This window comes from Saccharopolyspora gloriosae (assembly GCF_014203325.1).
Taxonomy (GTDB): Bacteria; Actinomycetota; Actinomycetes; order Mycobacteriales; family Pseudonocardiaceae; genus Saccharopolyspora_C; species Saccharopolyspora_C gloriosae.
This window is the reverse complement of sequence record NZ_JACHIV010000001.1, coordinates 5,803,519-5,817,915: the sequence shown is the minus strand read 5'-3', so window position 1 is coordinate 5,817,915 and position 14,397 is coordinate 5,803,519. Positions and strand designations below refer to the sequence as shown.

Sequence of the window (14,397 nt, the reverse complement as noted above, 5' to 3'; positions counted from 1 at the left end):
ACATACAGGCACGGCTACGCCGCAAGGCAGGCTTGCTTCGCCGCCCAGAGCACGGCTTCGCCGCTAGGCACGGCCTTTCGGCCGCGAGGCAGGCGTGGCTTCGCCCGCCCATTGCACGGCTTCGCCGTAACGGTTTGGCTTTGTCTTGGTCGTGGGGTGCTGCTTTGCTTTTTTGGGTGGGGGGTTAGTTGAAGTGCATGGTGAGGATTAGGGCTTGTTTTCTGAAGGTCGGGATTTTTCCTAGGGTGTGGACTAGGGCTCGGTTGGTGGGGGTGAGGCGTTCCAGGCCGGGGATGTCGAAGAAGGTCATCTCCTCGTCGAGGAACAGGCCGGGGACCGCTCGTTCCAGTTCGGTGCCGCTGCGGACCCCCCACTTCAAGCGGGCGTCGGCCGCTCGGACCGCTCCGTTGAGGCGGTGCGCCCAGCGCACCGCCAGCGGGCTCTGGACGTCGAAGACGAGGTGGCCGCCGGGGAAGTGCTCGGTGATCCGCCGCAGCAGCGCTACGCCCTCCGCCTCCTCCAAGTACATGACGAGGCCCTCCGCGACGACCAGGGCGGGCTTGTCGTTCGGGATGCCGTCGAGCAGATCAGGGGCGGTGACGGGGGAGCCGATGGTGTGGTGGTGCTCCCGCGCCGGGTAGATCCGGTCGCGCAGGTCGATGACCTCGGGGAAGTCGATGTCGTACCACTCGACGCTCGGCGGCGGCGCGAGCCGCTGCCCGCGGCTGTCGAGCCCGCAGCCCAGGTGCAGCACCGTGACCTCCGGGTCGGCGGCGAGCCGGGCCGCGGTCAGGTCGTCGAACGTGCGACCGCGCAGCGCGATCGACAGCGCGTCCCCACCGCGCAACCCCGTGGTGGAGAAGTCGTGGTCGATGCGCGCGACCGCCTCCTCCGCGTACGGGTCGTGCAGCACCGGGTTCTCGGTGCGGCTGTGCAGCGCCCGGCCGTAGAGGGTGGCGAGCATGGTCGCTCGGGCACCGGTGAAGTCGGCCTTCTCGCGGGTCATGACGGTTCTCCCAGCAGAAGTGTGCTTTCGGTGAGAACCCGACGCTACGTTTGCTGCACGAAGTCGTGGAATGAAGAAGCCGTATGAATCCGGGGCGCGGTGAACGCGGAGCGGGCCACCTGGAGTCCGAACTCGTCGCGCAGTAGGCGGCTGGCCGAGAAGCGCCGCCTCTCCGAACTCCTCCGCGAGGAGATGCCCGCCCTGACGGACGAGCGGAGGGCTACCCCTGCCGCGTCGAGCGGATGGCTACCCCTGCCGCGTCGAGCGGATGGCGCATCGGACCGGGTGCGGTCGGACGGGCCATCCGCTCGGATGGCGGGAGATCAGCTGACGTCGACGCCGCGAGCGCTCAGCCAGGGCATCGGGTTGATCTTCTTGCCGCTGGCGTTCCACACCTCGAAGTGCAGGTGGGTGCCGGTGGAGAAGCCGCGGTTGCCCATGGTGGCGATCTGGTCGCCGGCCTTGACGCTCTCGCCTTCGCTGGCGGTGATGGTGTTGACGTGGCCGTAGACGGTGATCGTGCCGTCGTCGTGCTGCACGCGCACCCACAGGCCGAAGCCGCTGGCCGGACCCGCCTCGATGACCACGCCGTCCTGCGCGGAGACGATCGGGGTGCCCTTGCTGTTGGCGATGTCGATGCCGTAGTGCGTGGTGCCCCAGCGGCCACCGAAACCGGAGGTGAAGGAGCCCTCGGCGGGGGCGACGACCTTCGGCCGCTTCGCCTCCTCCTCAGCGGCGATCCGCTCGGCTTCTTCTTCGGCGCGCTGCTCGGAGATGCGCTCGCTCTTGGCCAGCTTCTCGACTTCGGAGCCGGCGCTGCTGGCCCGGGGGACCGGGAGCATCTCCGGCGCCGGGGCGGAGCCGCCCATGCCGCCGCCGGAGTCACCGACGACGGAGCCGAACGAGGCGGCGGCGTCCTGGCCGGAAGCCATCGGGTTGATGCCGTCCTGGTCCGGAGCGGGCTCGCCGCTGGCCATCGACTGACCGGCGGCGGCGAAAGCGCCTGCCGCGACGGCCGCGACGACCAGGCGTCCGCGAATGACCGAAGGTGGGGTGGAGAACCGCCGCTGGCGCTGATGCGGGGGATCGTGCGGGGACGACTCCTCGGCGATCGGGGCGCCGCCGGGGGAGCGGTGTCGAGACAAGGCCTGCCCTTCCGTCTCGGGGAGTCCGTAACACGCTCCCGGACGGGGTTCCGGGGCGCCGGTCGGGGTAACCGGCAGTCGTGATCGGACCGTGACAACGGACCGGGGGACAGTAACCAGGCTGATCCCCTAGGGGCAAATCCCGATCAGTGGCCGTTCGCTCACGGACAGTGGCGATGCGGAGGTCGGCGCGGGTGGTCGCGCACGGTGAAACGGCGATCCCGGCGGGGTTACCGAGTGGCACTGCCTGCCGGTTCGTGATCGAGGAAGTCGCTCCCATTTGGACTATGGAAACGGGGTCGTTCCGCTTCGCCCGGTAGCGAGACACGCCTGAGTGTGGCGCAAGTCACAGAAAAAACAGCGCAATGCACTCAACCCCGATGACCCTTCCGAGGCCTCAAGTCGTACGAGCGCGCTAAGAACCTCCGTTATTCCCGACGGCACCGGGATCGTCGCGGGGCGGGCGCAACCGCCGCCCGTGGCCGATCCGCCGCGACCGTCCGTAGCGATCCGCTGAACCCCAGGGGGAACCCGGTAGATCGGTTGCTAGCGTCGGCGCGGTGAGCGCACGGCCCGATCTCCCGTTCGAAACCTCGGAGGCGCAGATGAGCCGTCCGGCGGCACCCGAACCCGGCGGCCCCCCGACCGGTCTCACCGCGGCGATCGCGCTGTCCGCCCTCGGCGCACTGCTCACCGGGCTCGCCCCGCTGCTGGGCCTGGTCGTGCCGGACATGCCCGCGGCGTTCCAGGCCTGGCCGGTGCTGCTGCTCCTGGCGCTGATCCCCGCCGTGCTCGCCGGGCTGTCCCGGCGCGCTCGCCCCGCCCTGGCCGCCGCCGTGCTGCTCGGGCCCGCGGTGCTCGCGCCCGGCAGGCTCGCGCACGATGCGCAGCTCGTCGTCGACGCGGGCCTCGCCGCCCGCCCGGAACTGCTGCTGCCCGACACGCTCGACCCGCTCGCCCCGGCCTTCGGCACCTGGGTGCTGCTCGCCGGGCACGTGCTCACCCTCGTCGCGGGCGTCCTCGCGCTGATCGCGGGACGCGGCCTGTTCGAGCACACCGCCGGCACCTCGTTCGGCGGTGATCCCTTCAGCGGGCTTCCCGTCAGCGACGGCGCGCCGCACGATTCCCCCCGCGCGGGCGAGGCCGGGGCGGCCTCCGCCGCCGGAGCTCGACGGCAGGGCCTGCTCGCGCTGGTGCTGTGCGCGACGGCCGTCGCCGCGGTCGGCCTGCTGATGGGTCCGTTCATCTCCGACGACCCGTACCTGCTGGCCAAGTCCGTCGTGGACGCACCGGTCGCGGTCGCGGTCGGCAGCCTGCTGCTGGCGATCGCGGTGCCCGCCGCCGCCGCGTTCACGGCCGGAGCCACCGATCCGGAGCTGGTGCGCGGCGGACTGCTCGGGCTCGCCGCCGGACTGGCCGCCGCCGTGGTGCCACCGCTGCTCTCGGTGGCCGTGCTGCCCCGGCTCCAGCTCGGCTGGGGCCCGGTGCTCGGGCTGGCCGCGGCGGTGGCGCTGGTGGCCCTCGCCGTGGTGGGCGGGCGCAATCCCGACCGCGACCGCGGCGACGTGGCGCTGCCCGCGCTGACGAAGCTGCTGCGGACCTCGGGCGTGCTGGCGCTGGCCGCCGGGGCGCTCGCGATCACCTCCGCGCTCCTGCCGCACCTGGAGATGCCGAGCTGGGTCGACGACCCCTCGCTCTACCCCGCGCGGCTGCTGTGGCCCGGCGGTGTCGTGCTGGTGCTGCTCGGCGCGGGCCTGCTCGTGCCGCGCACCGCCACCGCGCTGCGCCCCGCGCTGACCGTGGCCTGGGCGATGCTGCCGCTGGCGGGCGCCGCCGCGCTGGACACCGTGCTCACCTCCACCCAAGTCGCCGGGGCGACCGCGGGCCCGGGGGCGTGGACGTCCGGGGCGGCGATGGTGCTCGCGGTGCTCGCCGCGATCGTGGCCGCGCTCGCCGGCGGCGTGGAGCGCGACGACGTGGACCTCACCGAACGGGACTGGCGGCCGGTCGTGGCGGTGCCCGCCGGGATCTCGGCGCTGCTGGGCCTGGCCGCTGTCCTGCTGCCGGTGCTCGCCGCTCCCGGCTACACCGCGCCGGGCGTGTTCACCGAGTTCGGCACCACCTCGTGGGGCCTGATCGGGGCAGGTGCGGCGGTGCTGATCGCCGCGGTGCTCGCGGCCCGCAGCCGTCCCGCGCGGGCGGTGGCGCTGCTCGGCGGCGCGGCGCTGGTGATGGCCGCGCGCGCCCTGGAGTTCCCGCTCACCGCCGACCGCACCGAGGGCGGCTCCCCCGCGCTGGGGCTGTGGTTCGCCCTGGCCGCGATCCTCACCCTGCTGATCACAGCGATCCTCGCCGCTCGCCGGGACTGACCCTTGGTCCCTGGCCTGGGTAGTGGGTCGGGTGGCGGAACCTCAGCGGTTTCCTCGCTGCGGGATCTTTTTGCCGAGTGGCTCCGCCACGAGCGAAAAAGCTGTCCTCGCGAGGAAACCGCTGAGAACCCGCTGCGGTGCCGGTTGCTCAAGCTGGTCGCTGCTCAGCGGCTTCGCCGCTGACAAGACACGGATCAAGAACATTGCTCGGCCGGAAAGCCAAGATCAAAGGCGGGCGGTGAGGCTCGCGGTCGCGGTCCGGGGCCGCCGTCGCGGACCGCGTGGGCGGCGGCGGAGACGAACCGGTCGGTTCGGCGTGCTCCGACGGAACCTCACTGCTCCGGAAAAACCGGGGAAATTGTGTTCTGGGTCCCCTTGACGGGTCCTGAAGAGGTGTTCCGTTCGTCACTTACGCGCCGCATCCAGCGGTTTCAACTCGGTGAAATAGCCGGTCTGGATGCATTCACCTGCGGCGATCGGGCCAATGAGGTGAGCCAGTTCACCGGGTGCGGCGCACCGGCGGTCCTCGCAGGTCGCTATCGTCGCCGAGTCCGACACCGACGTCGCAGGAGAGTCGAGTGGACCTGTACGAGTACCAGGCGAAGGAACTCTTCGCTTCCCACGGAGTGCCGACGCTGCCCGGTTCCGTGGCCGTAACCCCCGAAGAGGCCAAGGCAGCCGCCGATGAACTCGGCGGGCCCGTGGTGGTCAAGGCCCAGGTGAAAACCGGGGGCCGCGGCAAGGCCGGCGGCGTGAAGCTGGCCGAGACGCCGGACGAGGCCCAGACCAAGGCCGAGGCGATCCTCGGCTTGGACATCAAGGGCCACGTGACGCGTCGTGTGCTGATCACGACCGCCTCCGACATCGCCGACGAGTACTACTTCTCCTTCCTGCTCGACCGCGCCAACAGGAACTTCCTGGCGATGGCCTCGGTCGAGGGTGGGATGGAGATCGAGGAAGTCGCCGCGACCAAGCCCGAGGCTCTGGCGCGCATCGCGATCGACCCGATCCAGGGCGTGGACGCCGCCAAGGCCCGCGAGATCGTCGACGCCGCGAAGTTCCCGGCCGAGGTCGCCGACCAGGTCGTCGACGTGATCGTCAAGCTGTGGGAGACCTTCGTTTCGGAGGACGCCACGCTCGTCGAGATCAACCCGCTGGTCAAGGACCCGCAGGGCAAGATCATCGCGTTGGACGGCAAGGTCACGCTGGACGAGAACGCTTCGTTCCGGCAGCCGCAGCAGGCCGGTCTGGTCGACGCCGAGGCGGAGGACCCGCTGGAGGCGAAGGCCAAGGCCAAGGACCTCAACTACGTCAAGCTGGACGGCGAGGTCGGCATCATCGGCAACGGTGCCGGTCTGGTCATGTCCACGCTGGACGTGGTGGCCTACGCGGGCGAGGCGCACAACAACGTCAAGCCGGCGAACTTCCTGGACATCGGCGGCGGCGCGTCCGCCGAGGTCATGGCGGCCGGACTGGACGTGATCCTCGGCGACAGCGACGTGAAGTCGGTGTTCGTCAACGTCTTCGGCGGGATCACCGCGTGCGACGCCGTCGCCAACGGCATCGTGCAGGCGCTGAAGATCCTGGGCGACGACGCGACCAAGCCGCTGGTCGTCCGCCTCGACGGCAACAACGTCGAGGAAGGCCGGCGCATCCTGGCCGAGGCGAACCACCCGCTGGTCACCTTGGTCGACACGATGGACGGCGCGGCCGACAAGGCCGCCGAACTTGCTGCTGCGGGGGCGTGACCCATGGCCATCTTCCTCAATGACGACAGCAAGGTCATCGTCCAGGGCATCACCGGGTCCGAGGGCACCAAGCACACCGCGCGGATGCTGAAGTCGGGCACGAACATCGTCGGTGGCGTCAACGCCCGCAAGGCCGGGCAGACCGTCGAGATCGAGGGCAAGCAGCTCAAGGTCTTCGGCACCGTCGCCGAGGCGATGAAGGAGACCGGCGCCGACGTGTCGGTGCTGTTCGTGCCGCCGAAGTTCGCCAAGGACGCGGTCGTCGAGGCCATCGACGCCGAGATCCCGCTCGCCGTGGTCATCACCGAGGGCATCCCGGTGCACGACTCGGCGTACTTCTGGGCGCACGCGAACGCCACCGGCAACAAGACCCGCATCGTCGGGCCGAACTGCCCCGGCGTGATCTCGCCCGGCAAGTCCAACGCGGGCATCATCCCGGCGGACATCACCGGCCCCGGCAAGATCGGCCTGGTGTCGAAGTCGGGCACGCTGACGTACCAGATGATGTACGAGCTGCGCGACATCGGTTTCTCCACCGCGGTCGGCATCGGCGGTGACCCGATCATCGGCACCACGCACATCGATGCGCTCCAGGCGTTCCAGGACGACCCGGAGACCGAGGCGATCGTGATGATCGGCGAGATCGGTGGCGACGCCGAGGAGCGCGCCGCGGACTACATCAAGGCCAACATCACCAAGCCCGTGGTGGGCTACGTCGCCGGGTTCACCGCGCCGGAGGGCAAGACGATGGGCCACGCGGGCGCCATCGTGTCCGGTTCGTCGGGTACCGCGGCGGCGAAGAAGGAAGCTCTGGAGGCCGCCGGCGTCAAGGTCGGCAAGACCCCCAGCGAGACCGCGAACCTCATGCGCGAGATCGTCAAGGGCTGACTTTCCGCTTCACGACCGGGGCCGGGCACCTTATTCGGGTGCCCGGCCCCGGTCGTTCCGGCCCGTCGTCCGAGGTCATGGGGCCGGTCGTGTTCCGGGCCGCGGCGGTGAACTTCTCCACAGTTGCCAACCGGGAGCGCCCGCCGCCGCGATGGGCCACGTCTCGGCCGGTCCCCTGCGGGCTCCGCGCGGGTGGTGACCGGGGTGAACGCGCCGGGGCGCGGTTCGGCCGAGCGATTCGGGCGGACGACCGCGGATCGTCGTACCCGTTCGGCGGCTGAATCACAGTCCGATACCGTTTCGAGTGTCACTCTTCCAAGTGACACTTGCGTTCTCCTGACCCTCGGCGAGGAGGAGTCCTCTCAATCATGTCCACGCCCTACGGTGCGCCCCCGCCCCACCAGCAGGCACCTCCGCACGCAGGGCCTCCTCGTGCGGAGACGCCGCAGCCCGGTGACGCGGGCGGCACCGACATCAAGTCCGTCCTGCCCCTCGTGGCCGCGGGCGCCGGGATCGTCGCGTACGTCCTCGGCTTCTTCGACCCGGCCGCCGCCGGGCTCATCACCGGAACCGCCGGTCTCGCGATCATCGCGACCGCCGTGCTGATGGGGATGCGGAAGCTGCCGAAGTCCCCGAACACCCTGGTCGCCGCCACCCCGCTCGCGGTCTACGGCGTGCTGGCGCTGCTGCAGGCCGTGGTCGGCGGACTCGCAGGCGCCGTCGTGATCGTGCAGCTGGTCCTGGCCCTCGTGCAGGCCGTCGCCGTCGTCGTGCTGGTGCTCGCCGAGGCCGAGGTCGTCGCGGTCGGCGGCGGCAAGAAGCCCGAGCCGCGCGGACGCCAGCAAGGCCCGAACACCGGTCCGTTCCCGCCGCTCGGCGGCCCCGGCCAGCCCGGTCCGGGCGGCCCCGGCGGCCAGCCGCCGTTCGGGCAGCAGCCCGGCCAGCCCCAGCAGCAGTGGGGACCGCCGCCGGGCGGTCAGCCCGGTTACGGCGGGCCGCAGGGCGGCCCCGGCCAGCCGCCGCCCGGCGGACACCCCGGCGGTCCCGGACCGCAGGGCGGTCCCGGGCACCCCGGTCAGGGCGGCCCCGGTGGTCCGGGCCCGCAGGGCGGTTACGGCGGACCGGGCGCGCCGGGCGGCTACGGCGGTCCCGGTGCTCCGGGCGGTCCGGGTGGCCCCGGTCCGCAGGGCCCGGAGAGCCCCGCGGGCGGCTCGGCCACCGGTGACCCCGGCCCGGCCTCCGGCCCGCAGTCGCAGGTCCCCGACGGGCCCGAGGGCACGCGGCAGATGCCGTACCCGGGTTCCTCGCACTAGTTCGATCGCGCGGACCGGGTCCGCGAGCCGAAGGGCGCCGACCGCATTCGCGGCGGCGCCCTTCGCGCGTTCCGGAACCGGCCTGGACGCAGCGTGATCGACGTCGCCCGATGGGCGGACGCTGCGGCGAGTCATGGGCGGTGCGCGCGGAGCCGGGTGCGAGATTCGGCCGCATGCCGCTGATCGAATCGCTGCCCGATCCGGACCTGGTGCCCGAGCCCGACGAGGAGCACCGCGACCGGATCGGGGCGCGGCGCCTCGGCTTGGTCGTGGTCACCACGACCCTGATCGGCTACCTGCTGGCCGCGACGCTGCTCGCGCTCGCCACCGGCACCGCCCGCGGTGCGGACGTCGCGCTGCCGGCCCTGCTGGCCGCCGCGGTGCCGGGGTGGCTCGCCGCCCACCAGGTGCCGCTGCTGATCCTCGGCGCGCCGCTGTCGGTGCTGCCGTTCCTGCCGACCATCGCGCTCGGCCTGCTGATCGCCGCGATCACCGCCGCCTTCCTGCGCCGCTACGAGCTCAGCGGTGCCCGCGACGCGGTCCGGGTGATCGGCGTGGTCGGCTTCACGCACGCGGTGCTGGGGGCGGCGCTGGCCGCGCTGCTCGGCGGAGTCGTCGACGCGTCGGTGCCGGGGGCGTTCCTGCGCTGCGGACTGATCGCCGCCGCCGCTTCGGCGGCCGGGGCCTGCCGGTACGGCGAGCTGCTCGCCGCCCTGCGGCGGCTCGCGGGTCCGACGATCAGCGCCGGGCTCCGCGGTGGCCTGCTGGCCTGGGCGTGCCTGCTGGGCGCCGGCGCGCTGGTGGCGGTGATCGCGCTGTTCCTGTCCGCGCCGCGCGTCGGGGACTTGCTGAGCAGGGCGGACTCGGCGGGGGACGTGTTCGGGATGCTGCTGCTGTCGTTGCTGTACCTGCCCAACGCGATGGTGGCCGGGTGGTCGTTCGCGGCCGGGCCGGGGATCGGCGTCGGCGAGCTGGCCGTGCGCTTCTACGGCACGTCGCCCGGTCCGGTTCCGGAGTTCCCGCTGCTGGTGGCGCTCCCGCCGGGGGACGCGGCGTGGTGGTGGTCCGCGGTCGTGCTGCTGCCGGTCGCCGCGGGCGTGTTCGTGGGCGTGCGCTGCGGTCGCGACCTCGGCGGCGCGCACCGGTCGGCGTCGGTCGCGCTCGCCGCGCTGGTCGCGGCGAGCGGCGTGCTGGTGGTCGCCGCCGCGACCGGTGGCAGCGCCGGTGGCGGTGGATTCGACCCGATCTCGCTGCATCCGGTGCTCTCGGCGCTGGTCACCTTCGGCTGGGTGCTGGTCCCCGCGCTGCCCGCGATGTGGTTGTTCCCGGCCGATCCGGCGTCCCCCGCGGCGGAGTCTGACGCGGAGGCGCCGCCGGAGCCCGACGTGGCGGACGAGGTCGTCGACGAGGTGGCGGACGACGCGGCGGACGACTCCGAAACGGCGGACGACTCAGACGAGGACGACGCCGAGAACGACGCCGACGAGGACCAGGACGCTCCCGAACTGGAAGAAGTGGACCTCGAAGCCGACGAGTTCGACGTCGACGAGGCGGAATGGGCCGACCTGGTCCTGCGCGCCCAGCAGGCCGACGCCGCCGAACCGGTGGTGTCCTGGTCCGGGGACCTCTACGCCGACGAGGGGCCCGCCGTCGACGAGCGGCCCGGCGACGACCACGACGCGGAGCCCGAGCCGGGCGCGCCGTCCTCCGGCGCCGAACCCCGGGCCGACGACCGCTGAGCCGGTGAGGGCTGGGCCACTCGCGCCGGACCTGGCCGAGTCCGGGACGGGCCCGCCGCCTACGCTGCTCGGTGAGATCGTGACCAGGCACTGTCAGGAGTCAGAGCTGAGCACCCCCGCATCGAACGCGGCCTCCGCAGCACATCCGGACCCTGCCCCCGGCGCCTCCGGGCCGGATCCGGCCGCGCAGGGGCCGACGCGGTTCCGCCCCGCCGAACCCGCCCGCGTGCTCGTGCTGGTCTCCGGTTCCGGAACCCTGCTGCAAGCCATGCTGGACGCCACCGCGCAAGCCGGGCACCCGGTGCGGATCGTGGCGGTCGGCGCGGACCGGCCCGGCATCGAAGGCCTCGCCCGAGCCGAGCGCGCCGGGATCCCGACGTTCGTGCGCCGCGTCGCCGACCACGCCTCCAGGCAGGACTGGGACGAGGCGCTGACCGAGGCGTGCGCCGCCTACGAACCGGACCTGGTCGTGTCCGCGGGCTTCATGAAGCTCGCCGGTGAGCGCTTCCTGGCCCGCTTCGGCGGTCGCTACCTCAACAGCCACCCGGCGCTGCTGCCCGCGTTCCCCGGTATGCACGGGGTGCGCGACGCCCTGGACTACGGGGTGCGCGTCACCGGCTGCACGCTGTTCGTGGTCGACGCGGGCGTGGACACCGGCCCGATCCTGGCGCAGGAGGCCGTGCCGGTACTGCCCGGCGATGACGAGGCGAGCCTGCACGAACGCATCAAGGCGGTCGAGCGGCGGCTGCTGGTCGAGACCCTGGAACAGCTCGCGCGGCACGGCTGGACCGTGCAGGGACGGAAGGTGGAAATCCCGTGACCCAGAACTCGCAGGAACGGCGGCCGGTGCGCCGGGCGTTGATCGGCGTGTCCGACAAGTCCGGCCTGCTGGACCTGGCCACCGGGCTGCACGCGGCCGGCGTGGAGATCGTCTCCACGGGCGGCACCGCGCGCGCCCTCGCCGACGCCGGAGTGCCGGTGACCCCCGTCGAGGAGCTCACCGGGTTCCCGGAGGCGTTGGACGGCCGGGTCAAGACGCTGCATCCGCGGGTGCACGCGGGCCTGCTCGCCGACCTCCGGCGCCCGGAGCACGCCGAGCAGCTGGCGGAACTGGACATCCCGGCGTTCGACCTGCTCGTGGTGAACCTGTACCCGTTCGTGCGGACCGTCGCCTCCGGCGCGGGCCCGGACGAGGTGATCGAGCAGATCGACATCGGCGGCCCCGCGATGGTGCGCGCCTCGGCGAAGAACCACGGCAACGTCGCCGTGGTCGTCGACCCGAGCAAGTACGAGTGGCTGCTGGAGCAGGTGCGCGCGGGCGGCTTCACCCTGCCCGAGCGGGTGGAGCTGGCCGCGGAGGCCTTCCGCCACACGGCGTCCTACGACGTGGCCGTGGCCGGGTGGATGAGCCGGGTGCCGACGGGCGACGACTCGGCGTTCCCCGGCTGGCTGGGCGAGACGTGGGAGCGGCGTTCGGCGCTGCGCTACGGCGAGAACCCGCACCAGGCCGCCGCGCTCTACGTCTCCGGCGGCGAGGCGACGGGCCTGGCCGCGGCGGCCCAGCTGCACGGCAAGGAGATGTCGTACAACAACTACGTGGACGCGGACGCCGCGTGGCGCTCCGCGCACGACCACGCGCAGCCCTGCGTGGCGATCATCAAGCACGCGAACCCGTGCGGCATCGCCGTCGCCGACGACATCGCCGACGCGCACCGCAAGGCGCACGAGTGCGACCCGGTGAGCGCGTTCGGCGGCGTGATCGCGGCGAACCGCGAGGTGACGGTGCCGATGGCGGAGCAGATCGCGGAGGTGTTCACCGAGGTCGTCGTCGCTCCCGGGTACGCCGACGGCGCCGTCGACGTGCTGACGCGGAAGAAGAACGTGCGCGTGCTGACCGCGCAGCCGCCGCGGTCGGGCCGGATCGAGATGCGGGCCATCTCCGGCGGGGTGCTGGCGCAGCAGTCCGACGCGATCGACGCCGAGGGCGACGACCCGGCGAACTGGACGCTGGCGGCGGGGTCCGCGGCGGACGAGGCGACGCTGGCCGACCTGAGCTTCGCCTGGCGCGCGTGCCGCGCGGTGAAGTCGAACGCGATCCTGCTGGCCGATGACGGCGCCACGGTCGGTGTCGGCATGGGCCAGGTCAACCGGGTCGACTCGGCGCGGCTGGCGGTGGCCCGGGCCGGTGAGCGGGCCCGCGGTTCGGTGGTCGCCTCCGACGCGTTCTTCCCGTTCGGCGACGGGCCGCAGGCGCTGATCGAGGCGGGCGTGCGGGCCATCGTGCAGCCCGGCGGTTCGGTGCGGGACAACGAGACCATCGAGGCGTGCGAGGCGGCGGGCGTGCCGTTGTACCTGACAGGCACCCGACACTTCGCGCACTGAGCTGGGGTTTCACGGCTCGTTTTGCTCTGTGGTCGGGTGGCGGAACCTCAGCGTCCTTCTCGCTGCGGGATCTTTTTCCCAAGTGGCTCCGCCACGAGGGAAAAAGCTGTCCTCGCGAGAAGGAAGCTGAGAACCCGCGGGTGAGGGCTTTTCGACGTGGGCTATTCGCTGCGCGAATACAGGCACGGCCTTCGGCCGCAAGGCAGGCGGGCTTCGCCGCCCAAGGCACGGCCTTCGGCCGCCAGGCACGGCTTCGCCGCTGATTGGAAGCGGTGAGAAGAAGGGCTCCGGGGAGGGGCGGCACGGGAATCCCGTGCCGCCCCTTTTTCGTGCGCCGGGGACGTCCGGGCGGGGCTTCGCCGTGGGCGGGATTGTCGGTGTTCGGGTGCAGGATGGGTCCGTCCGGGGCGAGGCCGGGGGGCTTGGACGGGGCGGTGCGACGTCGACCTGCGGTTATCGAACTTGTGTTCGCTCTTTGGTGTGAACGCCTTGACGGCGGCGCTGTGGCCAGGGTTTACTTAGGTCAATCGAACGCAAGTTCGATCTCTGGAAAAGGCCGGGAACGGCCTGGGTGGTCCGGGACGCGGGGTTCTCGGCCCGCTGGAATCCGGAGGTTCCCCCGCGTCGCGGGGGCGTGCGGGAACGACGGGTGATCGTCAACGGGTGATGTCGAGGAAGGGGTGCAACGGCAACAGCGGTGGTCCGCGAGCGAGGGGCCGCCGGAAGGACTGGAAGAACTGGAAGAACTCTGGAGCGATCGCCGTCGGGGGGCGGTTGCTCCACGGGGTGGTGTCGTTCGGGTGCAGACGACACGACCTCTCCGCTGTCTCCCCACAGCGGACGTGGATGCCCGAGAAGGGGTCGGGCATCCCTGCGAACGAGGTGGGGAGACAGCGGATGTCCGCGAGTACGCCCTTGGTGGCGTTGGACGGGGTGGCCACGGCTCACGGGGTGTCCGTGGCCTCCTCGGCCGCAGAGGTGGGCGGCGATCCCGTTGCGGGACGGGTGCTGCCCACGCGGGCGGAATTCGCCGCCGTGCTGCCATGGCCAGGCCTGCGCCGTGGCAGCACGGTGGCGGTGCACGAATCGACTTCGCTGCTGTTCGCCTTGCTGTCCGAGGCGACGGCGGCGGGATCTTGGGCGGCCGTGGTCGGGCTGCCCGGTCTCGGGCTGGCCGCGGCGGCCGAGGCCGGGGTGGAGCTGTCCCGGCTGGCCTTGGTCCCGCGACCGGGCGACGACCCGGTCGCGGTGATCTCCGCCTTGCTCGACGGGGTGGACCTGGTGGTGGTCGGTCGACCGGGGCTGGTGACCGAGGCCGATGCCCGCCGGTTGTCCACGCGGGCTCGGCACCGTGGCGCGGTGCTGCTGCCGTTCGGTTCCTGGCCGGGGGCCGAAGTGCGGTTGCGCTGCACGCAGGCGCGCTGGCACGGCCTCGGGCAGGGCCATGGTCACCTGCGGGAGCGGGAGATCACGGTGGGGGCGAGCGGTCGAGGCGCGGCTTCCCGGCCGCGTTCGTGCCGGTTGCTCTTGCCGGGCCGAGGTGGACCGGTGGCGTCGCCGGTGCCGGACGCGGAGGTCGGTGAGCCGCCGGTCCGGATTCCGGGCGACGGGCAGGACGGCCTGGCCGGTCGAGGCGCGGAGGGCGGAAGCGGTCCGGACGCTTCGGACGGCTGGGTGGTCCCGGGAATGCCGGGCGGCTCCGCGCGGACCGACCGAGGACGCGGGGCGCTGCGTTCGGTGGCGGGTGGCGACCGTGCCGGATGACGTCGCGGGCCGTTCCTCTCCCGGCCGGGCAGTGGAGGGCTTC

Annotated in this window: 10 protein-coding genes; 8 read left to right on the top strand and 2 right to left on the bottom strand. The window is 72.4% G+C overall.

What is annotated here, in order from left to right; all coding sequences use genetic code 11:
- Positions 1-184 precede the first annotated feature (184 nt).
- Together BJ969_RS25210 and BJ969_RS25205 are read right to left on the bottom strand one after the other, a co-directional pair.
- On the bottom strand, positions 185-1,006 hold the full coding sequence (locus BJ969_RS25210; RefSeq protein ID WP_184482987.1) for a class I SAM-dependent methyltransferase: 822 nt from the start codon (positions 1,004-1,006) through the stop codon (positions 185-187).
- 323 nt (positions 1,007-1,329) lie between these two features.
- Positions 1,330-2,151, bottom strand: a complete 822-nt coding sequence (locus BJ969_RS25205; protein WP_246457097.1) for a M23 family metallopeptidase — start codon at positions 2,149-2,151, stop codon at positions 1,330-1,332.
- Between the two features lie 560 nt (positions 2,152-2,711).
- Between BJ969_RS25205 and BJ969_RS25200 the strand changes: the two genes are divergently transcribed.
- The 8 genes from BJ969_RS25200 (at position 2,712) to BJ969_RS25165 (ending at position 14,354) form a co-directional block, all read left to right on the top strand.
- On the top strand, positions 2,712-4,520 hold the full coding sequence (locus BJ969_RS25200; protein WP_184482983.1) for a hypothetical protein: 1,809 nt from the start codon (positions 2,712-2,714) through the stop codon (positions 4,518-4,520).
- Between the two features lie 578 nt (positions 4,521-5,098).
- Positions 5,099-6,268, top strand: coding sequence for an ADP-forming succinate--CoA ligase subunit beta (gene sucC / locus BJ969_RS25195; RefSeq protein ID WP_184482980.1), 1,170 nt, complete (start codon positions 5,099-5,101; stop codon positions 6,266-6,268).
- 3 nt (positions 6,269-6,271) lie between these two features.
- Complete coding sequence (sucD, locus tag BJ969_RS25190; RefSeq protein ID WP_184482977.1) at positions 6,272-7,156, top strand: succinate--CoA ligase subunit alpha; 885 nt, start codon at positions 6,272-6,274, stop codon at positions 7,154-7,156.
- Positions 7,157-7,524: 368 nt separating this feature from the next.
- Positions 7,525-8,469 carry a DUF5336 domain-containing protein gene (locus BJ969_RS25185; protein ID WP_184482974.1) on the top strand — a complete coding sequence of 315 codons (945 nt, stop codon included), beginning with the start codon at positions 7,525-7,527 and terminating at the stop codon, positions 8,467-8,469.
- Between the two features lie 173 nt (positions 8,470-8,642).
- A complete protein-coding gene (locus BJ969_RS25180; protein ID WP_184482971.1) occupies positions 8,643-10,208 on the top strand; it encodes a cell division protein PerM in 1,566 nt (521 codons plus the stop codon).
- A gap of 226 nt (positions 10,209-10,434) precedes the next feature.
- Complete coding sequence (purN, locus tag BJ969_RS25175) at positions 10,435-11,028, top strand: phosphoribosylglycinamide formyltransferase (protein ID WP_343071728.1); 594 nt, start codon at positions 10,435-10,437, stop codon at positions 11,026-11,028.
- On the top strand, positions 11,025-12,590 hold the full coding sequence (gene purH / locus BJ969_RS25170) for a bifunctional phosphoribosylaminoimidazolecarboxamide formyltransferase/IMP cyclohydrolase (RefSeq protein ID WP_184482968.1): 1,566 nt from the start codon (positions 11,025-11,027) through the stop codon (positions 12,588-12,590). The genes purN and purH overlap by 4 nt, the downstream gene beginning before the upstream one ends.
- 897 nt (positions 12,591-13,487) lie before the next feature.
- A complete protein-coding gene (locus BJ969_RS25165) occupies positions 13,488-14,354 on the top strand; it encodes a hypothetical protein (RefSeq protein WP_246457096.1) in 867 nt (288 codons plus the stop codon).
- Positions 14,355-14,397 lie beyond the last annotated feature (43 nt).